Consider the following 20,009-nt stretch of genomic DNA (forward strand, 5'->3'; position numbering starts at 1 on the left):
CGGCCTTAGTGCCGGCATGGACCGCCGAACCGGAAGAAATGCCGCCAATGGCGCGAAAGGCTGCCGCTGGATTTGTGACGCGAGCCCGCGCCTTGGCGTCGGGGCTGTTGCGTCATGTCCGAACAGCGGGCGTGCTGGCGGCCTGCCTGCTGACCGGTCTCGGTGCGCCTGCCCGGGCGGCCGATCCGATCAGGGGCGAGGCGAGCTTTTCGGCCGGTGGCGGCTTTGCCCGTCTCGTCATCAAGCTCGGCGAGGACGTTCCCTCCGAGGTGACGACCGCAGGCTCCATCCTCATCATCCGGTTCGACCGGGCGGTCGACGTTCCCGTCGACCGCGTTCCCGAAGGCGCGCCCGATTACGTCAACTCCGCGCGCCGCGATCCTGACGGCGGTGCCATCCGCCTGTCGCTGGCGCGGCGCGTCACCGTCAACACCATGAATGCCGGCGAGCGCACCTTCGTCGACCTGTTGCCCGAGGGCTGGAAGGGACCGCCGCCGAGCCTGCCGATGGACGTGGTCAAGGAGCTCGCCGAGCGCGCCCGCGTGGCCGAGCGCGCGTTGCGTGCCCAGCGCGCCGCGGCGGAGACCAAGAAGCGTCCGCAGATCCGCGTGCGGGCCTCGGTGCAGCCGACCTTCGTGCGCTTCGTGTTCGAGATGCCCGACGGCGTCGGCGTCTCCTCCGTGCTCAACGAGCAGAAGCTCACACTCGCTTTCAACGCCAACCTCAATTTCGATCTGGCGGACGCGGTCGTCGCGGCGCCGCCGAACGTCGCCTCGATCAAGCAGAAGGCCGACATCGATCAGACCAATGTCGAGATCGCGCTGATCGGCGATTCCGACGTGCATTCGTTCCGCGACGAGAAGAACTACGTCGTCGACGTCTCTTTCCAGCCCGACAAGGGCAAGACCGCCGCGACGCCCGAGGCGGCGATCGCGCAGATGAAGCCTGTCGGTCACGGACCGGCCCCCGACAAGCCCGCGGCCGAGAAGCCGAAGGACGCCCATCGCGAGATCGCGCCGCCGACCTCCGAGACGATCGCGCGCGAAGCCAAGATCGAGGTCAAGCCCGAGGTGAAGCCCGAAGCGCCCGCCGCGATGCCGCCCGCTGAAGCGCCGAAACCGGCGCCGGCCGCCGCGACTGAGGCTGTGCACGCTCCGGAAGCGCCCAAGGAAACTGCCAAGGAAACTGCGAAGGAAACTGCGAAGCCCGCGCCGCCGGTTTCCGAAGCGGCGGCCACGCCTGCCAAGCCGGCGCCTGCCGAAGCGCCCAAAGAGGCCGTGAAGGAAGCCGCCAAGGCTGCGCCCGTTGAGGCGCCGGCCGCGCCGCAGCCCACGATCGCCAGCGTCGATGCGCGCCGCGACAGCGACGGCCTGCGCGTGACGTTCCCAATTCAGGTCGCAACACCGGCGGCCGCGTTCCGCCGCGGCGACACGGTGTGGCTGGTGTTCGATACGCCGAAGCCGATCGACGTCGAGGCGATCCGCGCCAGGGGCGGGGCGATGATCGGCGAGGTCGGCCGCATCCCGCTCGACAAGGGGCAGGCGGTGCGGATCCGTCTCACCCGCCCGCTGGTCTACTCGCTGGCGAGCGAGGAGGTCGGCAAGGAGACCAACTGGCTGCTGACGCTCGCCGACAAGATCCAGTCGACGCCGCTGCCGCTGATGATGTCGCGCAACATCACCGACCCCGCGCTCGCCAACATCGCCATCCCCTTCGCCAATCCCGGCCTGCTGCACAAGCTCACCGACCCCGATGCCGGCGACGCGCTCTATGTCGTCACCGCGCAGCGGCCGGTGCGCGGCTTCATCAAGCGGCAGGATCTCGTCGATCTCTCGCTGCTGGAATCCGCGCACGGCATCGCGATCCGGCCGAACTCCGACGAGGTCGGCGTCGAGGTCGGCGCCGACAAGGTGATCCTCGGCAAGAAGGGCGGACTGACGCTGTCGCCGGTCGACATCTCGGCCGAGCGCGCGCCGACCGCGGTGCGCCCGATCTTCAGCCCCGAAGGCTGGCGCAAGGGCCAGTCGGACAACTTCATGGCGCGCCAGGCCGAGCTGATGACGGCGATCTCGGCCGTCGAACCGGCGCTGCGTTCCCTGCCGCGGCTCGATCTCGCGCAGTTCTACATGTCGCGCGCGATGTATCACGAGGCCAAGGCCGTGACCGAGCTGATGCTGAGCGATCCGCTCAACAAGGAGGAGAGCGGCGCGCTGATCATGCATGCGATCGCCAGCATCCTGATCGGCCGGCCGGCGCAGGGCCTGAAGGACCTCGCCAATCCCGTGATCGGCAACAGCCACGATTCCCAGCTCTGGAAGGCGCTCGCCTATGCTCGCCAGGGCAAATGGGCTGACGCGCGCGAAAAATTCAAGAACGTCGAATTCGCCATTGCCTCGCTGCCGCTCGACATCCAGCGCATCGTGACGATGGACGCGATGCGCGCCTCACTCGAGGTGAAGGACTACGCCGGCGCCTCCAAGCGCCGCAGCGAGCTCGAGGTGGTCGGCGTCTCGCCCGAGGCCGCGCCCGGCTTCGCCGTGCTGCGCGGCCGGCTCGCCGAGGCGCTCGGCCACGACAAGGACGCGCTCGACGACTACAGGTTCGCGGCGGCCTCGGCCGATCGGCCGGCTGCGGCCGAGGCCAAGCAGCTCGAGGTTGCGCTGCGGCAGAAGCGCGACGAGATCAGCAAGGAAGACGCGCTGCGCGAGCTCGAGACCCTGTCCATGACCTGGCGCGGCGACGCGATCGAGGTCAAGACGCTGCAGATGCTGTCGCAGATGTTTGCCGAGAACGGGCGCTACCGCGATGCGCTCACCGCGGCGCGCACCGCGACCAGGCTGCAGCCGAACGCCGAAGCCTCGCGCCAGGCGCAGGATCTCGCCTCGGACCTGTTCACCAAGATCTTCCTGGGACCGAAGGGCGACGAGCTGCCGCCGGTCGAGGCGCTCGGGATGTTCTACGAATTCCGCGAGCTGACGCCGATCGGCCGGCGCGGCGACGAGTTGATCCGCCGTCTCGCCGACCGTCTCGCCTCGATCGACCTGCTCGACCAGGCCGCCGAGCTGCTGCAATACCAGGTCGATCACCGCCTCGAAGGCGCCGCGCGCGCCCAGGTCGCCGCGCGCCTGTCCATGATCTATCTCGCCAACCGCAAGCCCGACATGGCGATCACCGCGCTGCGCGCGAGCCGCATCAGCGATCTCTCCGGCGAGCTCAGGCAGCAGCGCCTGCTGCTGGAGGCGCGCGCCCAGAGCGACGTCGGCCGTCACGATCTCGCGCTCGACATCGTCTCCAACGTCTCCGGGCGCGAGGTGCTGCGCCTGCGTTCCGACATCTTCTGGGCGGCACGGCGCTGGCGCGAGTCCGCCGAGCAGATCGAGCTCTATTACGGCGAGCGCTTCCGCGACTTCAAGCCGCTCAACGCGGTGGAGAAGAGCGACATCATCCGCGCCGCCGTCGGCTATGCGCTCGCCGACGACTCGATCGGCCTGTCGCGCTTCCGCGAGAAATACGCGCCGCTGATGAGCGAAAGCGCCGACCGTCTCGCCTTCGACATCGCCAGCAAGCCGGCCGCGGCCTCCAGTGCCGAATTCGCCGAGATCGCCAAGCTGGCTGCCAGCGTCGACACGCTCGACGGCTTCCTGCGCGAGATGAAGCAGCGCTTCCCCGACGCCACCGCCCGCGCCCCTGGCTCACCGCAGGCCAAGGAACAAGTCGACCACACCGGCTCGCTGCCGACGATCCCCGTCGTGCGTCAGATCAAGATGACGCGGTAGGAAGGCTGCCGCGCCAAGCGCGGCCCGCGACGGCTCCACGTTCTCGTCGATGACGAGAGGGAGCGGAGGCGGTCGCTGAGGGCGGAGGGGGCGCATCGCCCGATGCCTGCCTCACCCTCCGTAACTCTGCACCAGGCTCCCCGCCACCAGCGACCAGCCGTCGACCAGCACGAAGAAGATCAGCTTGAACGGCAGCGAGATCGTTGCCGGGGGCAGCATCATCATGCCCATCGACATCAGCACCGAGGCAACGACGAGGTCGATGATCAGGAAGGGCAGGAACAGCAGGAAGCCGATCTCGAAGGCGCGCTTCAGCTCGGAGATCATGAAGGCGGGGACGAGGATGCGCAGTGCGAGGTCGTCGGGGGTGGCCGGCGGCGCCTCGCCCGAGAGATCCAGGAACAGCTTGAGGTCCTTCTCGCGCACGTTCTTCTGCATGAAGCCGCGCAAGGGAACGGAGGCGCGCTGCAGCGCGTCCTCGACGCCGATCTGGTTGGCGACCAGCGGGCGGATGCCGTCGTCGTAGGATTTTTGCAGGACCGGCCCCATCACGAAGAAGGTGAGGAACATCGCCAGCGCGATGATCACCGAGTTCGGCGGCGCGGTCGCCGTGCCCAACGCGGTGCGCAGCAGCGACAGCACCACCACGATGCGCGTGAACGACGTCATCATGATCAGGATCGACGGCGCGATCGACAGCACGGTGAGCAGCGCGATCAGCTGGATCGCGCGCTCGGTGACGCCGCCGCCGCCAGCGCCGCCGCCGAGATTGATGCTGATGTCCTGCGCATGCGCCGGCATCGCTGCCGATGCCGCGCCGATCAGGACAGAAAGGAAAACAACTCTACGCGGGAGGGACGGCAGCCTCACGAAGACGGCTTCGGACGGCCGAGCAGAGAGGCCATCTCGTCTTCGAGATTCTCAAAGCTGGTCTTTTCCGCGGCAGGCTTTGCGGGCGGGGCCGGTGGTGCCGGCGGCTCGCTGCGGGCGGCGCGGGGTGGCGGCGGCGCAGGCGGTTCGGGCGCAACCGGAGGCGCGACCGTCTCGCCGGCCGGGCGACGCAAGGCTGCCTCCAGCCGCTGCGCCATTTCGGCGAGATTCTGCTCGGCGCTGGAGGGGGCCGCGGCGGGAGCCGGCGGCGGAACGGGGGGAGCCTGCGGCACCGGCGGAGGCGGCGGCGGCGCAGCGGCGCGCTCGGCGCGCACCGGCGGCATCTTCGGCGGCTCACTCTGGCGCGGCGGCCGCGGCATCAGTGGCGGCTCGCTGCGCGGAACGCGCGGGGGCAGCGGCTCGGGCCGGGGTTCGCGCTCGGGGCGCGGCGCGTTCGGCTCGGCCGTAAAGCCGGCGAGGGGATCGCTGCGGCGTTCGGCCAGCGCGGGAGCGGGCCGGCGCACCTCGTCGGCGAAGGACGGGCGCGCGGGCCGCGGCGGCGGCTCGGGCATCTGCGGCTCGGGATGATCGAGGAGTTCGGGCCGCGGTGCTTCGTCGGCCCAGCTGCTGGTATCCGGCATGGGCGCGAGCCGCGGCGGTTCCGCGGCGTTCGGACGCTGCGGAAGCTGGTCGCGGCCGGGCGCGGCGCGAACGATATTGGGCTCGACGACGATATCGGTCGGCCCGCCGATCATCAGGAGATGCTCGACATTGTCACGCCGGACCAGCACCAGGCGGCGCCGACCGTCGACCGCGGCAGCGTCGATCACCGCGAGCCGGGGCATCCTGCCGCGCTGGGTGTTGGCGCCGACCCGGCTGCCGGCGAATCGGCGAACCAGCCAGGCAGCGACGCCGATCAACGCCAGAACGACGATGAACGCGACGATGAAGGTGATAGGGCTGCCTTGCATACTTGTCCCCGACAAATGGCGCTGTTCTCGTGCCCGTGGTCAGACGCGCACCACCGGCTTAACGATGCCCCAAACTGCGATCTCTTAACGTCCCACGGCAAGTTTTGCCGTCCCCAACTCTTAATAACCTATGAATCGCTCGATCCAAAACGACTTCTTGGCCCGTGAATGCGCCGCCAAATGGTTGGGTTAATGCCATTTTTGGAGGCGTAGAATCACGGGGCGCAAAATAGTGTCCCGCCCGGGGACACGCCTCGAGGGCGTCCTTAACCAGCCGTTAACCATACACGCGGCAAATTCTGCCTAGTTGCGGACCTCAAGGTTCGCAAGAGGCGGAAGGAGCCGCGACGATGTCCATCAACGACCTCCCGGTGCTGTCGGCGCTTCGGACCAAGATGCAGTGGCACCAGGAACGCCAGCGCGTCCTGTCCGAGAACGTCTCCAATTCCGACACGCCTAAATTCCGGCCGCGCGACCTGGTCGAGCCGAAGCTCGACAAGTCCGGGGCCGTCACAGGCTCGATGGGCCCCCTCGCGCTCGCCCGCACCAGCGGTTCTCACATGACGCCGTCAGGGGCTGCTTCGGGATTCGACCAGAACAAGAATGCGGGGTTCGAGACCCGCCCCGCGGGCAACGCCGTCAATCTCGAAGAGGAGATGATGAAGGCGGCCGGCAACCAGATGGACTACGCGGCGGCGACCTCGCTCTATTCGAAGAGCCTGCATCTGCTCAAGACCGCGATCGGCAAGGGCTAGCCGCATGATCCGGGAACAGAAGAGCTAGAGGAGGCGCATCATGGCCAATGACAGCAGCGACTTTGCCCGCTCGATGGCGATCGCGACCTCCGGTCTGCGGGCGCAAGCCGGCCGCATGCGGGTGATCTCGGAAAACATCGCGAACGCGGATTCGACCTCGCAGACCGCAGGCGGAGATCCCTACCGGCGCAAGGTTCCGACCTTCTCCTCCGCGCTCGACCGCACGCTCGACGCGCAGGTCGTCACCCTCGGCAGGATCAAGCCGGACCAGTCGAACTTCCGCGTCAAATACGAGCCGAACAATCCGGTCGCTGACGCCAGCGGCAACGTCAAATATCCCAACGTGAACTCGGTGGTCGAGATGACCGACATGCGCGACGCGCAGCGGTCCTACGAGGCCAATCTCAACATCATCAGTGCGACGCGCCGGATGATCCAGCGCACGCTCGACATCCTCAAGAGCTGAACAGGACAATTGAGCCATGGCATCACCGACAATCGCGGCCAACGCTTATGCCAACCTCGCCCGGGTGCTGGAGAACAGCGGTGCCGGCAAAGCCACCGAGGCAGGCGGGCAATCCTTTGCCTCGATGCTGAAGGACGCCGTCGGCAGCGTCATGGAGTCCGGCCGCAAGTCGGATGCGCAGACCGTGGCGATGGCCTCCGGCAAGGCCAACGTGATGGACGTGGTGACGGCGGTGGCGGACACCGACGTCGCGGTGTCCACGCTCGTCTCGGTCCGCGACCGCGTGATCGCGGCGTATGAAGACATCATGAAGATGCCGATCTGACGCGCACTGTCATTCCGGGGCGCGACGAAGTCGCGAGCCCGGAATCCATGGTGCGACCAACGCTGCGGCCCGATGGATTCCGGGTTCTCGCTTCGCGAGCCCCGGAATGACGACAAACAATTCAGAGTAGGAATTCAAATGACCGGACCCGAAACCCTCGACGTTGCGCGCGATGCGATCTGGACGATCGTGATCGTGTCCTCCCCCCTGATGGTGGTCGGTCTGGTGGTCGGCGTCATCGTGTCGCTGTTCCAGGCGCTGACGCAGATCCAGGAGCAGACGCTGATCTACGTGCCGAAGATCCTCGCCATCTTTGCCACGATGCTGCTGGCGCTGCCGTTCATGGCGGACGCGCTCCACGCCCACATGCTGCGGATCTCGTCGCGAATCATCGGCGGCTGAGGCAAGATGCGTCAATCATGCGCATCGACGTCTCGCTACTGCCGGCGCTCGCCGCTTCCTTCATGCTCGCCTTCGCCCGGGTCGGCGCGATGGTGATGCTGTTGCCGGGGCTGGGCGAGACCAACATTCCGACGCGGATCAAGCTGTCGATCGCGCTGGTGCTGACGCTGATCATCCTGCCGCTGCATCGTAACGCCTACCAGGTCGACATGGGATCGCTCGCGCCGCTCCTGGTCCTGATGCTGCATGAGATCGCGATCGGAATCGTGCTGGGCGCGACCGCGCGCGTGACGCTCTCGGCGCTCCAGGTCGCGGGATCCGTGATCGCACAGCAGATGGGACTCGGTTTCGTCACCTCGGTCGACCCGACGCAGGGCCAGCAGGGCGTGCTGGTCGGCAACTTCCTGACCATCCTCGGGGTAACGCTGCTGTTCGCCACCGACAGCCATCATCTGGTGATCGCGGCGCTGAACGACAGTTACACGATCTTCTCGCCGGGCGAGACCGTATCGAGCGGCGATGTGGCCTCGCTCGCAACGCGCGCCTTTGCCGCCGCGTTCCGCCTCGGCCTGCAGCTGTCGGGGCCGTTTCTGGTGTTCGGCCTGGTCTTCAACATCGGCCTTGGCGTGCTGGCGCGGCTGATGCCGCAGATGCAGGTCTATTTCGTCGGTGTGCCGCTCTCGATCTTCGCGGGCTTCCTGGTGCTCGCCGTGGTGCTCACGGCGATGATGGGCACCTATCTGGATTACTTCATCGGTGTCATGCACCAGTTGATGCCGCTGAGGTCACGGTAGATCGATGTCAGAAGACAAGGACCCAGAGAGTCAAACCGAAGACCCGACGCAAAAGCGTCTGGACGACGCGCTCGAACGCGGCGACGTCGCCAAGAGCCAGGAGATCAACACCTGGTTCATGATGGCGGGCGGCACGCTCGTGGTCTCGACCTTCTCGGGCTCGGTGGGCAGCGGGCTGCTGGCGCCGATGCGGGGCCTGCTCGCCAATTCCTGGATGATCAAGACCGACGGCAAGGCCCTGCTCGCGCTGATGCAGCAGATCGAATTCGCCCTGCTTGCGGCGATCGGCGTGCCTCTCTTGATGCTGATGCTGGCGGCGATCGCCGGAAACATGCTCCAGCACCGCCTGGTCTGGTCGACCGAATCCCTGACGCCGAAGTTCAGCAAGATCTCGCCCGGCGCCGGCTTCAAGCGCATCTTCGGTAAGCAGGCGGCGGCCAATTTTCTCAAGGGCATCGGCAAGCTCGTGCTGCTCGGCGTGGTCATGACCATGATCCTCTGGCCGGAGCGGCACCGCATGGAAGCGATGGTCAGGCTCGATCCGGCTGCCATGCTCGGCGCCAGCACCAGCATGACGATCCATCTGCTGGGTGCGGTGGTCGCAGCGCTCGCGATCGTCGCCATTGCCGACTATTTTTTCCAGTACCGCAGCTGGTTCCAGCGGCAGAAGATGTCGCTCCAGGAGATCAAGGAAGAGTTCAAGCAGTCCGAAGGCGATCCGCACATCAAGGGCAAGCTCAGGCAGTTGCGGCAGCAGCGCGCCAAGAAGCGCATGATGGCGGCGGTTCCCAAGGCCTCGGTGATCATCACCAACCCGACCCACTATTCGGTGGCGCTGTCCTACGAGCGCGGCATGACGGCTCCGATCTGCGTCGCCAAGGGCGTCGACAATCTCGCCTTCAAGATCAGGGAGATCGCGCGCGAGCACGACATCCCGATCGTGGAGAACGTGCCGCTCGCCCGCGCGCTCTACGCCACCGTCGAGATCGACCAGGAAATCCCGACCGAGCACTACCATGCGGTCGCCGAAGTCATCGGCTACGTCATGCGGCTGAAGCGCGGATTCAGCGCCGGGCGAGAATAAAACACCCGAAAAGTACCGGAAATGGCCGTAATCTGGGAATCAGCGTACCTTTCGCCCCTGCTGCCCTTGCACCTCAGGGTCCGATTCAGGCAGGGAGGACCCCACGCGCCCCGTAGCGCGTTGATTCTCTGCCGACAGGCTGCGCCAGCTCGAGAATGACCGCCGAGACCGACCACGACCTCACCCGCGAGCCCGTTGCGACGCACGAGCCGTCGCCGCGCTCGGGTAGCATTGCGTTGGTGCTGCTGGTGGCCGCCGGCCTCGTCGCCGTCGCCGTCGGGCTGATGACGCTCGGGCGCGCGCAGGCGCAGCCCTATATCCTCGGCATCCTCGCCGTGCTGGCCATGGTCGGCCTGTTCAACCTGTTCGCCTTCGCCGCCGGGATCATCCGCTTCGCCGACCGCAGTCTCGATGATCCGGTCGTGGGCCGCATCGCCGATCATGGATTCGACGGGCTCGCGGTCACCGATGCCCGCGGCCACGTGGTCTATTCCAACGCCGCCTATCTGACGCTGACGGGCGCGACCGGGCCGCAGGACGTGCGCCCGGTCGAGCGTGTCTTCATCGGCAACCCCGACGTCTCCGAAGCCGTGTTCCGCCTGCTCAAGGCCGCGCGCGAAGGCAAACGGCAGCAGGAAGAGGTCCGCATCTCCGGCCAGGACGGCAGCCAGGGCCGTTGGTTGCGCATGCGGGTGCGCCCGCTCGGCACCGGCAAGCGCGAGGCGAAATACGCGGTGTGGTCGATCGCCGACATCACCCGCGACCGCGAGCGCCAGGAGGACGTGTTCCAGGAGCTCCAGCACGCGATCGAATATCTCGACCACGCGCCGTGCGGCTTCTTCTCGGTCAATCCGGCCGGCGAGCTCGCTTATGTCAACGCGACGCTGGCGAACTGGCTCGACTACGACCTCGCCGAGATCGGCTCGGGCGGCCTGAAGCTGACCGACATCGTCTCCGGCGACGGCGCCTCGCTGCTGACGTCGATCGTGGCGGTGCCGGGCGAGGTGAAGACCGAGGTCTTCGACATCGACCTGCGCATGCGCACCGGCAAGACCATGCCCGTGCGGCTCTATCACAAGCTCGCCTTCGGCGCTGACGGCGCGCCGGGGCCGTCGCGCACGCTCGTCATCAGCCGCGCCCGCGACGAGCGCAGCGATCCCGATCGCGCCGCCGAAGTGCGCTTCATGCGCTTCTTCGACCATACGCCGATGGCGATCGCGACCGTGGACCGCGCCGGCAACGTGGTGCGCGCCAACGCGCGCTATGCCAAGCTCGGGCAGGCGCTCGGGCTCGACAGCTCCTCCAAGTCGATCTTCCGCGCGGTGAATTCGCGCGACCGTCACCTCCTGATCGCGGCCATCAACCAGGCCGCCGATGGTCAGGCCGACGTCGCGCCGGTGGAAGTAGCGCTGGAAGGGCCGAGGGAGCGCTGGGGTCAGTTCTTCGTCACGCCGGTCGATGCCGCCGAGAATGAGGCGGAAGCCGCCATCGTGCACATGCTCGAGACCACCGAGCGGCGCGCGCTGGAGAACCAGATCAACCAGTCGCAGAAGATGGAGACGGTCGGCCAGCTCGCCGGCGGCATTGCCCACGACTTCAACAACGTGCTCTCCGCCATCATGATGGCGAACGACTTCCTGCTGAACGCGCACAAGCCGACCGACCCGTCGTTCCAGGACATCATGCAGATCAAGCAGAACGCGACGCGGGCCGCGACCCTGGTGCGGCAGCTGCTGGCGTTCTCGCGGCGGCAGACGCTGCGGCCGCAGGTGCTCGATCTCGGCGACGCGCTGTCCGATCTCGCCATGCTGCTGCGCCGCCTGATCGGCGAGAAGGTCAAGCACGAGACCATCCACGGCCGCGATCTCTGGCCGGTCAAGGTCGACGTCTCCCAGTTCGAGCAGGTGATCGTCAATCTCGCGGTGAACGCGCGCGATGCCATGCCCGACGGCGGCAAGCTGATCATCCGCACCGCCAACGTCACCGCGGAACAAGCGGCCAAGCTCGCCTACAAGGGCATGCCGGCCGCGGATTATGTCCGGATCGAGGTCGCCGACACCGGCACCGGCATTCCCGCCGACATCCGCGACAAGATTTTCGAGCCGTTCTTCTCGACCAAGGAAGTCGGCAAAGGTACGGGTCTTGGCCTTTCCACGGTCTACGGCATCGTCAAGCAGACCGGCGGCTTCATCTACGTCGATTCCGAGCCGGGCCAGGGCACCTCGTTCCACATCTTCCTGCCGCGTCACCACGCCGAGCCTGAAGCGCAGGTCGAGCAGCCGGCGGCTGTGGTGAGCGCGACCAGCGGCGCCGGGAAGGACGCCGCGGCGGCCGAGGCCAAGCCGCGCACCGATCTCACGGGGCAGGGCACCATCCTGCTGGTCGAGGACGAAGAGGGCCTGCGTGCGCTGAACGCACGCGGCCTGCGCTCGCGCGGCTACACCGTGGTCGAGGCCGAGAACGGCGTCGAGGCCATGGAAATGCTGGAAGAGCAGAGCGGCGCGATCGATCTCGTCGTCTCAGACGTCGTCATGCCCGAGATGGACGGCCCGACGCTTTTGAAGGCGATGCGGGAGAAAAATCCCGACATCAAGTTCATCTTCGTCTCCGGCTATGCCGAGGACGCCTTCGAGAAGAGCCTGCCCGAAGGCCAGCAGTTCGACTTCCTGCCGAAGCCGTTCACGCTCAGCCAGCTCGTGGCGGCGGTCAAGGAGACGATGGCGAAGCAGGGGTGAGGATAGGCGGCGCACGCCGTTCGCCCCTCCGTCATTGCGAGGAGCCCGCGACAAAATTGCGTAGCAGTTTTGCGCTGGTGCGACGAAGCAATCCAGAGTCTTTCCGCTGAGGCAGTCTGGATTGCTTCCGCCTTCGCCGAGGCTTCGGCGGACAAGTCGCTACGCTCGCATGACGGGGAAAGAGCGGAAATCTCGGCCCAAACCGCCGGTATCCCGCGACCACGGTTCCCCGGCGCGTCCGGCCAAGCCCCCGCCAAATATGGGCTTTTGCCACATCCCCGCGACTGAGGGCCGCAGCCATAGGTTCCGAAACCGGCTTCACTTTTCGGGAAGTCTGCCCATCTTAGGCGCACGTCCCCATGCCGGGGATTTGGGAAACGCACATGAATTTCTCGCTACGCTCCCGCAGTCTCTTCAAGACCATCGCTGTCGTGCTGGCGCTTGCGCTGCCGACTGCGCTGGCGATCTCGTCTGCCGACGCGCGCGTCGGCGGTGGCGGCTCGTCGGGTTCACGCGGCTCGCGCACCTATTCGGCCCCGCCCTCGACCACGACGGCGCCCGGCTCGGCCTCGCAGTTCAACCGCACCTACACCCAGCCGGGTCCAGGCATGAACTCGGCTGCTTCCGCGCCCGCGCGCGGCGGCCTGTTCGGCCGCGCCGGCGGCTTCATGGGCGGCCTTGCGGCCGGCTTCCTCGGCGCCGGCCTGCTCGGCATGCTGTTCGGCGGCGGCCTGTTCGGCGGCCTCGGCGGCCTGTCCTCGATCCTGGGCCTGATCATCCAGATCGCGCTCGTGGTGCTGGTGGTGCGGCTGGCGATGTCTTGGTGGCAGCGCCGTCACACGCCGCAGGCGGCCTATGCCAATGCGGAGGCGGGCGCAGGTTCCGGACCGCAGCCGAACCAGCGCGGCGGCCTTGGTGGCGGTCTTGGCGGCTTCGGCTTCGGCGCGAACGCCAACAACGCGCCGCTCGAGATCAAGCCGGACGATTACGAGGCGTTCGAGCGCCTGCTCGGCGATGTCCAGACCGCCTGGTCGAACGAGGACGTGGCCAAGCTGCACACGCTCGCGACACCGGAGATGGTCTCCTATTTCGAGCAGGACCTCGCCCAGAACCGCGCGCGCAACGTCATCAACAAGGTGACTGGCGTCAAGCTGCTGCAGGGCGATCTCGCGGAAGCCTGGCGCGAAGGCGAGACCGACTACGCCACGGTGGCGCTGCGCTTCGCGCTCACCGACAAGACGCTGGATCGCAACAGCGGCACGGTCGTCGCCGGCAGCGAGCAGCCGGGCGAAGTCACCGAAGTCTGGACCTTTGCCCGACGGCCCGGCAGCGGCTGGGAATTGTCGGCGATCCAGCAGACCAACTGATCGCAAAGCGATGGAGAACAAAGGGCGTCGTGCTTAGGCACGACGCCCTTTTCTTTTGTGCCCCATTCATCGCGGCACCGGAATAAGTGGCGGCGCATCGGGTTGAAATCAGGCGGCCAACGACAAACACAACGGGAGGACAAGATGATCCGTATCAAGAGATCCGTGACGATTTCAGCGCTCGCTGCGGCCTCGCTTGCATTGCTTGGGGCGCCAGCCGTGCAGGCGCAGTCGGCCGACATGACGTTCTTCGTGACGTCCAACGGCCCGGGCAAGGGCGCCGATCTCGGCGGCCTGGAGGGAGCCGATGCGCAGTGCGCGAGGCTCGCACAGACCGCCGGCGCCGGTGCCAAGACCTGGCGCGCCTACCTCTCGACGCAGGCCGCCGACGGCAAGCCGGCCGTCAACGCGCGCGATCGCATCGGCAAGGGACCGTGGCAGAATGCAAAGGGCGCGGTCATTGCCAAGGATGTTGCCGAGCTGCACGGCTCCGCCAACAACCTCACCAAGCAGACGGCGCTCAGCGAGAAGGGCGAGGGTATCAACGGTATGGGTGACCAGCCGAACCGGCACGACGTCCTCACGGGATCGCAACCAGACGGCACCGCGTTTGCCGGTCCGGACGATCGCACCTGCAAGAACTGGACGTCGAGCACGCAAGGCACCGCGATGGTCGGCCATTTCGATCGCAAGGGCCTGCGCGATGACGAGCCGTCAAAATCCTGGAATAGCTCGCACCCCTCGCGCGGTCCCGATGGTGGCTGCTCGCAGGCCGATCTGAAGAGCACGGGCGGCGACGGCCTGCTGTATTGTTTCGCTGCGAATTGAGAGGCCGAGCTCCCTCGGCTCGTCATTGCGAGCGTAGCAATCCAGACTATCTCCGCGGAAAGGCTCTGGATTGCTTCGCTAACGCCCGCAATGACGTGTGGGGCCGACGTTCCGCCTCATCACGACGGAACTTGCGCCGCATGCTAGGCTTGTCCTGCCTGCGTCTCAAAGGACCTCTCCCATGAAATACGAGCTCTACTACTGGCCCGAGATCCAGGGCCGCGGCGAATATGTGCGGTTGGCGCTGGAGGAGGCGGGGGCCGCTTATGTCGACGTCGCGCGCGGACCACGCGGCACAGCTGCGATGATGAAGATGATGGATGCACAGAAAGGCACGCCGCCCTTTGCGCCGCCGTTCCTGAAAGCCGGCAAGCTCGTCATCGGCCAGACCGCCAATATCCTGCTCTATCTCGGTAGCCGCCATGCGCTCGCGCCGAAGACGGAAGCCGGCAGACTCTGGGTGCACCAGCTTCAGCTCACCGTCACCGACCTCGTGGTCGAGATCCACGACACCCATCATCCGCTCGGACCCTCGCTCTATTACGAGGACCAGAAGCCGCCGGCGAAGAAACGCACGGCCGATTTCTGGGAGGAGCGGGTGCCGAAATATCTCGGCTATTTCGAGCAGCTTCTCACCGGGAATGGTGGCGCCTATGTCACCGGCCGGCGGCTGACTTACGTCGATCTCTCGCTGTTCCAGATCGTCGCGGGGCTGCGCTATGCCTTCCCCAGGCGCATGAAGGCGTTCGAGACAGACATTCCGGGCCTCGTTTCCCTGCACGACCGCATCGCCGCGCGGCCGAACATCGAGGCCTATCTGGCAAGCGAGCGCCGCATTCCCTTCAACGAGCAGGGCATCTTCCGCCGCTATCGCGAGCTGGATGGCTAGTCTAGTCCATCCGCTCGAGCGAGCCCGCAGCCAGCGCTTCCCGCAGGCGGAACTTCTGAACCTTACCGGAGGCCGTCAACGGAAATTCGGAGCAGGCGAACCACAATATCGGCGTTTTATGTGGGGCCATTGCGTCGCGGCAATGCGCAGTCAGTCGCTCGGCGCATCCTGAAGCGCTTGACGACAGGCGAACGGCTGCTGCGACGACTTCGCCCCATTTCTCGTCCGGCGCCCCGAACACGGCGACGTCGGCGACCTCCGGATGGCGCAAGAGGCAGGCTTCGATCTCGACGGGATAGATGTTCTCTCCACCGCGGATGATCATGTCCTTGAGGCGACCGGTAACGCGGATATAGCCGCCCTCGTCGATCGTTCCCAGATCGCCGGTACGCAGCCATCCGTCGGACGTGATAGCCTGTTGGGTGTCGTCCGGTGCGTCGAAATAGCCGATCATCGTCTGGTACCCGCGGACTTGAATTTCGCCCTCTGTACCCGTCGGCAAGACACGAAAATCGCCGGGATCCGCGATGCGCACCTCGACGTTCCATAGCGGCTTTCCTACCGTATGAAGCCGTTCAAACTCCGGATCGTCGTCGCTCGTCTGCGCGACGATCGGGCTGAGCTCGGTCTGACCGAAGACGGTGACGACCGGAAGACCAAGCGCATCTTTCACGCGACGGTGTATCTCCGGCGAGACCGGAGCGCCCCCGGACAGCGCCACACGCAAGGACGACAGATCGTGCGGGGTGGCCTTCATCGCCTCGATCAGCGCGAGCAGCATCGTAGGAACGCCGAAGAGGACCTGCGCCCTGGACGCTTCGATGGCCTGCAGGACCGTTGGCGGATCGAAAAAGAGCGGGAGCACCAGTGTCGCGCGTGAGGTCATGCAGCCGAGCACGCTCATGACCGACCCGGCGGTGTGAAAGAGCGGCATCGGACTCAGCAGTACGCTGTCTTCTAGACCTGCTCTGGCCGCCACATAGCTCGCGTTCGTCACCAAGCCGCGGTGATGGAGGAGCGCCCCTTTAGGCTTGCCCGTGGTCCCGGAAGTGTACTGGATCTGCGCCGGATGCTGCGAATCGATCTCCGGCAACGCCGCTTCCGGCGTGTTGCGGATCTCGTCAAGCCAGCCTTCGAAGCAATAGCGGTGGATGCCGAGACCTTCCAACTCGCGGGCGATGGCACCTGTATCGACTTCGCGGAAACTCGATAGATGAAAGAGAGCTGATGATCTGGACTGCCGAAGAACGAATTCGAGCTCGCTCGGCTTGAACGCGGGATTGGCGGTGACCAGGATCACGCCGGCAAGCGCCGCCCCGTACTGCAAGACAACCCACTCCGGCACGTTCGGGGCCCAGACGCAGATGCGGTCTCCGCTCTCGACCCGTTGTAGCAGCCAACTCGCGCAACGCTGCGCATCGTTGTACAATTGAGCGTACGTCCACCGACGGTCAGTGCGTGAGGCCCCGACTGGGGAGGCCATCGATGACGGAACGACTTCGACCAGCGCTTCGCGATCAGGCACGGTGCCGGCAGCGGACGTGAGAGCACGACCGATGCTGACGTCGAGGATCGGCCGCGACGGATCGGCGGGATAGTAGGAATTGCGAAGCCTCGTTTCGTCCATGTCTAAGCCCCCTGACTCTTTTGTCTGTTTCGGACGTTGGATTTCGTCTCGAGAACCGTCCGCATCGCTTCTGCCCAGGCGGCGATGAGGCGCTCGCGCTTTCGCGCCGAGCTTCGGAGGTTGTCCGAGATCGCCAACCCCCTGATGAAATGGAGCGTCAGCGCCACGAATTCATCGTAGGCTTCCGATTCCGTCCATTTGCCAAAGAGCTGCAAATAGACTCGTTCGAGATCACGACGCGCGCCGCGCTCGGCCGCGATGAGCGCCTGCTTCAAAGCCGCGTCCGTGCGTGCGACGGCCCAGAGTTCAAGCTCGGCGAGATAGGCGGGCTGATGGGCGGCGAAGGCCAAGGCCTCGATGGCCGACTGCAGGGAATCCGACGATGCGCCGCTCGCCGCGCGGGATTGCGACACCGCCCGCTCATTGCGGCGGACAAGCTCCGCGACGGTCGCGGCCAGAAGCGATGCATGGTTGGGGAAATAATGCAGCAGGGCGCCCCGGCTAACTTCTGCCCGATGCTGGACAGCGAGGGTGGTCGTGCCGGCTACGCCGTGTTCGATCAGACATTCGACCGCGGCGTCGAGCACTCTCGATCGCATGGTCTCGGAGCCTTCAGACCCGCGCACGGACTTCGCCGCTCTGGACATGCACTTCCTCCTATCGACAGTCAGCGTTGACTGTAGCATGAGATGTGCTACAGTCAATGATGACTGTTTATGCCCGGAGGATACTATGCCGAATTTTTCGACGCTAAGCATCGTGACCCGCGAGGACGCTCCGCGCATCGCTCGCCTCGTCCTCAACCGCCCGGAACGCTTCAATGCCATCGACGATGCGATGCCGGCCGAAATCCGCGCCGCCGTGGAGTGGGCCGAGAAGAATGACGACGTGCATGTCCTCGTTATCGAGGGCGCCGGCAAGGGCTTCTGCGGCGGGTACGATCTCGTCGCCTATGCGGAAAGCGAGATCGAGCATCCATGCCAGCAGGAGAGCGAGCCTTGGGATCCGCTCGTCGATTACGCAGTCATGAAGAAGAACACCGAAAACTTCATGAGCCTATGGAAATGCTCCAAGCCGACGATCGCAAAAATCCACGGCGCGGCGGTAGCTGGCGGTAGTGATATCGCGCTGTGCTGCGACCTGATCGTAATGGCAGAGGACGCCCGGATCGGCTACATGCCGACGCGGGTCTGGGGATGTCCCACCACCGCAATGTGGACATTCAAGCTCGGCCCGTCGCGCGCGAAAGAGCTCATGTTCACCGGCAACATGATCGACGGCCGGACGGCGGCCGAGTGGGGTCTGGCCAACGCCTGCGTGCCGATGGAGCAGCTCGAGAACGCGACCAGGAAGCTTGCGGACCGGATCGCCGGGGTGCCGAAGAGCCACCTTGCCATGCATAAAATGGTGGTCAACCAAGTCATGCTGAATATGGGATTGGAGCAGACGCAGTCGCTCGCCACCCTGTTCGACGGCATCACGCGTCACAATCCCGAGGGTCTGTGGTTCAGGCGGTACGCCCAGAAGCACGGCTTCAAGGCCGCGATCGAGTGGCGCGACAGCGGACGTCCGATTCCGGAGCGCGACGAGGCACGCAAGCAGATCAGCGAGTTGAAGAGCGGCACCTAGCGTGTTGCGCGAGAAGCGATCGATCGCGGCGCGATTTTCCCTTCTTCGAGAACGTCGCCGAAAGTGGACAGTCCGTCTCAGCCATCGACCCCCTGAACGATGATCGATCGATAGTCCGCGCCCAAAAAGCGGTGTCGGACGGCAGCTTGGTATCGGGGGCTGTCATAGAAGGTGCGCGCGGTCTCCATGGTCGGGAAGCTGACCATCGCCACGCCTTCAGGCGAAGGCCCCTCCAGAACGTCCTGAGCGCCGTAGGCCGCGAGAACCGTCGCTCCCGAATTCCCCAGTAGGGGGGTGACCATTTCGGCATAGGTCTCCAGTTCACCCGCGTTGCGGGTGCGTTCGCGAATGAAGATGGCATAGACGCTCATCGATTAAAATCTCCGTTGAGGGTTCAAGATGAAATCAGTGCTGAACGACGATCTTGCCGAACACTTGGCGTCGACCCAGGTGTTCGATCGCCGCTCGCGCCTCCTCGAAGATGAAGGTACTGTCGATGACGGGTTTCAGGCCAGTTCGAGCGACGAAGCGCGTGAGCTCCTCAAGATCGCGGCGGCTGCCGGTCGTGATCGTCTGGAAGCGAGCAAAGCTAAAAAACATCGCCGTGTAATCGACGCTGCCCGCAAAGCCGCCGAGCACGCCGACCAGCGAAATCTGTCCGCTGGGAGCGATTGCCTTGATGGACTGCGCAAGCGAGGTCGCACCGCCCGTCTCCACGATACGGTCAATCCCACGATCGGTCATTGCGCGTGCCGTGGAGCCCCAGTCCTGATCGGCGCGATAATCGATGACCTCGTCAGCGCCCAGCGCTCGCAGACGATCGGCCTTTTCCGCGCTTGAGGTGGTGGCGATGACACGCGCACCCAACGCTTTGGCCAATTGCACTGCGAAGATTGAAACGCCGCCCGTGCCTTGCGTCAGCACGATGTCGCCCGCCCGGACGCCGGCAAGAGCCGACCAAGCAGTGACGCCCGCGCAGGTCAGAGCAGCGGCCTCTGCGAACGACAAAGTATTGGGCGCGGCGACCAGGGCTTCGGCGTCGACGACCTTATACTCGGTCAGCCAGCCATCCCGTTCGACCGAATATTGCTCTGCACCAGCCTCGAACGCGCCACCGAACCAGGTCGGAAAGAAGCTGCTGACAACGCGGTCGCCGATTGCAAAGCGGGTTACATCCGATCCTACCGCCTCGATTTCACCAGCCGCATCAGACAGCGGAACGACGTCCGCCTTGGCGGGAGCAGGGAATATCCCGGTGAGAAGGGCGAGGTCGCGAAAGTTAAGGGCCGTGGCGCGGACCCTGACCCGAACTTGTCCAGGTCCGGGAACGGGAAGATCCTCCTCGATGATCTTCAGGTCGTCGAGCGATCCAATCTTATTAGCTCTGTAGCTTCGCATGTCCCTCTCCAATCGATGAGGTGGGATAGATAGACTGGCTCGATCGTATGAGTAATGGCCCAAGCGCCTTGATTCCTGACCGATCGTCCGATA

18 protein-coding genes are annotated in these 20,009 nt (G+C 65.6%); 12 read left to right on the forward strand and 6 right to left on the reverse strand.

All coding sequences use genetic code 11. The features are described from left to right. Positions 1-47 precede the first annotated feature (47 nt). A complete protein-coding gene (locus tag CIT37_RS14790) occupies positions 48-3,776 on the forward strand; it encodes a tetratricopeptide repeat protein (protein WP_161966411.1) in 3,729 nt (1,242 codons plus the stop codon). A gap of 111 nt (positions 3,777-3,887) precedes the next feature. Here CIT37_RS14790 and fliP read toward each other — a convergent pair whose 3' ends face one another. Both fliP and CIT37_RS14800 read right to left on the reverse strand, forming a co-directional pair. Further along, positions 3,888-4,646, reverse strand: a complete 759-nt coding sequence (gene fliP, locus CIT37_RS14795) for a flagellar type III secretion system pore protein FliP (RefSeq protein ID WP_028142765.1) — start codon at positions 4,644-4,646, stop codon at positions 3,888-3,890. Beyond that, positions 4,643-5,617 carry a flagellar biosynthetic protein FliO gene (locus CIT37_RS14800; protein ID WP_038971613.1) on the reverse strand — a complete coding sequence of 325 codons (975 nt, stop codon included), beginning with the start codon at positions 5,615-5,617 and terminating at the stop codon, positions 4,643-4,645. The genes fliP and CIT37_RS14800 overlap by 4 nt, the downstream gene beginning before the upstream one ends. A gap of 350 nt (positions 5,618-5,967) precedes the next feature. Between CIT37_RS14800 and flgB the strand changes: the two genes are divergently transcribed. From flgB to CIT37_RS14850, 10 genes are all read left to right on the forward strand, one after another. Further along, a complete protein-coding gene (gene flgB, locus CIT37_RS14805; protein WP_038971614.1) occupies positions 5,968-6,372 on the forward strand; it encodes a flagellar basal body rod protein FlgB in 405 nt (134 codons plus the stop codon). A 40-nt stretch (positions 6,373-6,412) separates the two neighbouring features. Then, positions 6,413-6,838 (forward strand): flagellar basal body rod protein FlgC, encoded by a 426-nt coding sequence (gene flgC / locus CIT37_RS14810; protein ID WP_018321863.1) that lies wholly within the window; start codon positions 6,413-6,415, stop codon positions 6,836-6,838. A gap of 16 nt (positions 6,839-6,854) precedes the next feature. Beyond that, complete coding sequence (gene fliE / locus CIT37_RS14815; RefSeq protein ID WP_018321864.1) at positions 6,855-7,163, forward strand: flagellar hook-basal body complex protein FliE; 309 nt, start codon at positions 6,855-6,857, stop codon at positions 7,161-7,163. 138 nt (positions 7,164-7,301) lie between these two features. Continuing rightward, complete coding sequence (gene fliQ, locus CIT37_RS14820) at positions 7,302-7,565, forward strand: flagellar biosynthesis protein FliQ (protein WP_018321865.1); 264 nt, start codon at positions 7,302-7,304, stop codon at positions 7,563-7,565. A 17-nt stretch (positions 7,566-7,582) separates the two neighbouring features. Beyond that, entirely contained in the window at positions 7,583-8,359 is a 777-nt protein-coding gene (gene fliR, locus CIT37_RS14825; protein WP_028142768.1) for a flagellar biosynthetic protein FliR, read from the forward strand. Positions 8,360-8,363: 4 nt separating this feature from the next. After that, positions 8,364-9,443, forward strand: coding sequence for a flagellar biosynthesis protein FlhB (gene flhB, locus CIT37_RS14830; RefSeq protein ID WP_028142769.1), 1,080 nt, complete (start codon positions 8,364-8,366; stop codon positions 9,441-9,443). A gap of 155 nt (positions 9,444-9,598) precedes the next feature. Next, the gene (gene cckA / locus CIT37_RS14835; RefSeq protein ID WP_038948109.1) at positions 9,599-12,178 is read left to right on the forward strand and encodes a cell cycle histidine kinase CckA; all 2,580 of its coding nucleotides are present in this window, start codon (positions 9,599-9,601) and stop codon (positions 12,176-12,178) included. A 359-nt stretch (positions 12,179-12,537) separates the two neighbouring features. After that, a complete protein-coding gene (locus tag CIT37_RS14840; RefSeq protein WP_038948107.1) occupies positions 12,538-13,545 on the forward strand; it encodes a Tim44 domain-containing protein in 1,008 nt (335 codons plus the stop codon). A gap of 144 nt (positions 13,546-13,689) precedes the next feature. Then, a complete protein-coding gene (locus tag CIT37_RS14845; RefSeq protein WP_038971617.1) occupies positions 13,690-14,373 on the forward strand; it encodes a lectin in 684 nt (227 codons plus the stop codon). A 181-nt stretch (positions 14,374-14,554) separates the two neighbouring features. Continuing rightward, positions 14,555-15,262, forward strand: coding sequence for a glutathione S-transferase (locus CIT37_RS14850; RefSeq protein ID WP_095425274.1), 708 nt, complete (start codon positions 14,555-14,557; stop codon positions 15,260-15,262). A 1-nt stretch (position 15,263) separates the two neighbouring features. On the opposite strand, the gene CIT37_RS14855 is transcribed toward CIT37_RS14850, so the two are convergent. Then, complete coding sequence (locus CIT37_RS14855; RefSeq protein ID WP_095425273.1) at positions 15,264-16,889, reverse strand: AMP-binding protein; 1,626 nt, start codon at positions 16,887-16,889, stop codon at positions 15,264-15,266. 2 nt (positions 16,890-16,891) lie between these two features. Then, positions 16,892-17,536: a TetR/AcrR family transcriptional regulator gene (locus CIT37_RS14860; RefSeq protein WP_028142775.1), complete on the reverse strand. Its 645-nt coding sequence runs from the start codon at positions 17,534-17,536 to the stop codon at positions 16,892-16,894. 85 nt (positions 17,537-17,621) lie between these two features. Here CIT37_RS14860 and CIT37_RS14865 point away from each other — a divergent pair, with 85 nt between their 5' ends. Further along, entirely contained in the window at positions 17,622-18,518 is an 897-nt protein-coding gene (locus CIT37_RS14865) for a crotonase/enoyl-CoA hydratase family protein (RefSeq protein WP_028142776.1), read from the forward strand. Between the two features lie 77 nt (positions 18,519-18,595). On the opposite strand, the gene CIT37_RS14870 is transcribed toward CIT37_RS14865, so the two are convergent. Both CIT37_RS14870 and CIT37_RS14875 read right to left on the reverse strand, forming a co-directional pair. Next, complete coding sequence (locus CIT37_RS14870) at positions 18,596-18,889, reverse strand: DUF1330 domain-containing protein (protein WP_095425272.1); 294 nt, start codon at positions 18,887-18,889, stop codon at positions 18,596-18,598. Between the two features lie 34 nt (positions 18,890-18,923). After that, on the reverse strand, positions 18,924-19,916 hold the full coding sequence (locus tag CIT37_RS14875; protein WP_038948104.1) for a zinc-dependent alcohol dehydrogenase family protein: 993 nt from the start codon (positions 19,914-19,916) through the stop codon (positions 18,924-18,926). Positions 19,917-20,009 lie beyond the last annotated feature (93 nt).

It is taken from the genome of Bradyrhizobium ottawaense (assembly GCF_002278135.3).
Classification (GTDB): domain Bacteria; phylum Pseudomonadota; class Alphaproteobacteria; order Rhizobiales; family Xanthobacteraceae; genus Bradyrhizobium; species Bradyrhizobium ottawaense.

Coding starts and splice junctions, on each gene's coding strand:
- CIT37_RS14790 (WP_161966411.1), top strand. CDS start 48: ATGGCGCGAAAGGCTGCCGCTGGATTTGTGACGCGAGCCCGCGCCTTG.
- CIT37_RS14800 (WP_038971613.1), bottom strand. CDS start 5,617: ATGCAAGGCAGCCCTATCACCTTCATCGTCGCGTTCATCGTCGTTCTG.
- flgB (WP_038971614.1), top strand. CDS start 5,968: ATGTCCATCAACGACCTCCCGGTGCTGTCGGCGCTTCGGACCAAGATG.
- flgC (WP_018321863.1), top strand. CDS start 6,413: ATGGCCAATGACAGCAGCGACTTTGCCCGCTCGATGGCGATCGCGACC.
- fliE (WP_018321864.1), top strand. CDS start 6,855: ATGGCATCACCGACAATCGCGGCCAACGCTTATGCCAACCTCGCCCGG.
- fliQ (WP_018321865.1), top strand. CDS start 7,302: ATGACCGGACCCGAAACCCTCGACGTTGCGCGCGATGCGATCTGGACG.
- fliR (WP_028142768.1), top strand. CDS start 7,583: ATGCGCATCGACGTCTCGCTACTGCCGGCGCTCGCCGCTTCCTTCATG.
- flhB (WP_028142769.1), top strand. CDS start 8,364: ATGTCAGAAGACAAGGACCCAGAGAGTCAAACCGAAGACCCGACGCAA.
- cckA (WP_038948109.1), top strand. CDS start 9,599: ATGACCGCCGAGACCGACCACGACCTCACCCGCGAGCCCGTTGCGACG.
- CIT37_RS14840 (WP_038948107.1), top strand. CDS start 12,538: ATGCCGGGGATTTGGGAAACGCACATGAATTTCTCGCTACGCTCCCGC.
- CIT37_RS14845 (WP_038971617.1), top strand. CDS start 13,690: ATGATCCGTATCAAGAGATCCGTGACGATTTCAGCGCTCGCTGCGGCC.
- CIT37_RS14850 (WP_095425274.1), top strand. CDS start 14,555: ATGAAATACGAGCTCTACTACTGGCCCGAGATCCAGGGCCGCGGCGAA.
- CIT37_RS14855 (WP_095425273.1), bottom strand. CDS start 16,889: ATGGACGAAACGAGGCTTCGCAATTCCTACTATCCCGCCGATCCGTCG.
- CIT37_RS14860 (WP_028142775.1), bottom strand. CDS start 17,536: ATGTCCAGAGCGGCGAAGTCCGTGCGCGGGTCTGAAGGCTCCGAGACC.
- CIT37_RS14865 (WP_028142776.1), top strand. CDS start 17,622: ATGCCGAATTTTTCGACGCTAAGCATCGTGACCCGCGAGGACGCTCCG.
- CIT37_RS14870 (WP_095425272.1), bottom strand. CDS start 18,889: ATGAGCGTCTATGCCATCTTCATTCGCGAACGCACCCGCAACGCGGGT.
- CIT37_RS14875 (WP_038948104.1), bottom strand. CDS start 19,916: ATGCGAAGCTACAGAGCTAATAAGATTGGATCGCTCGACGACCTGAAG.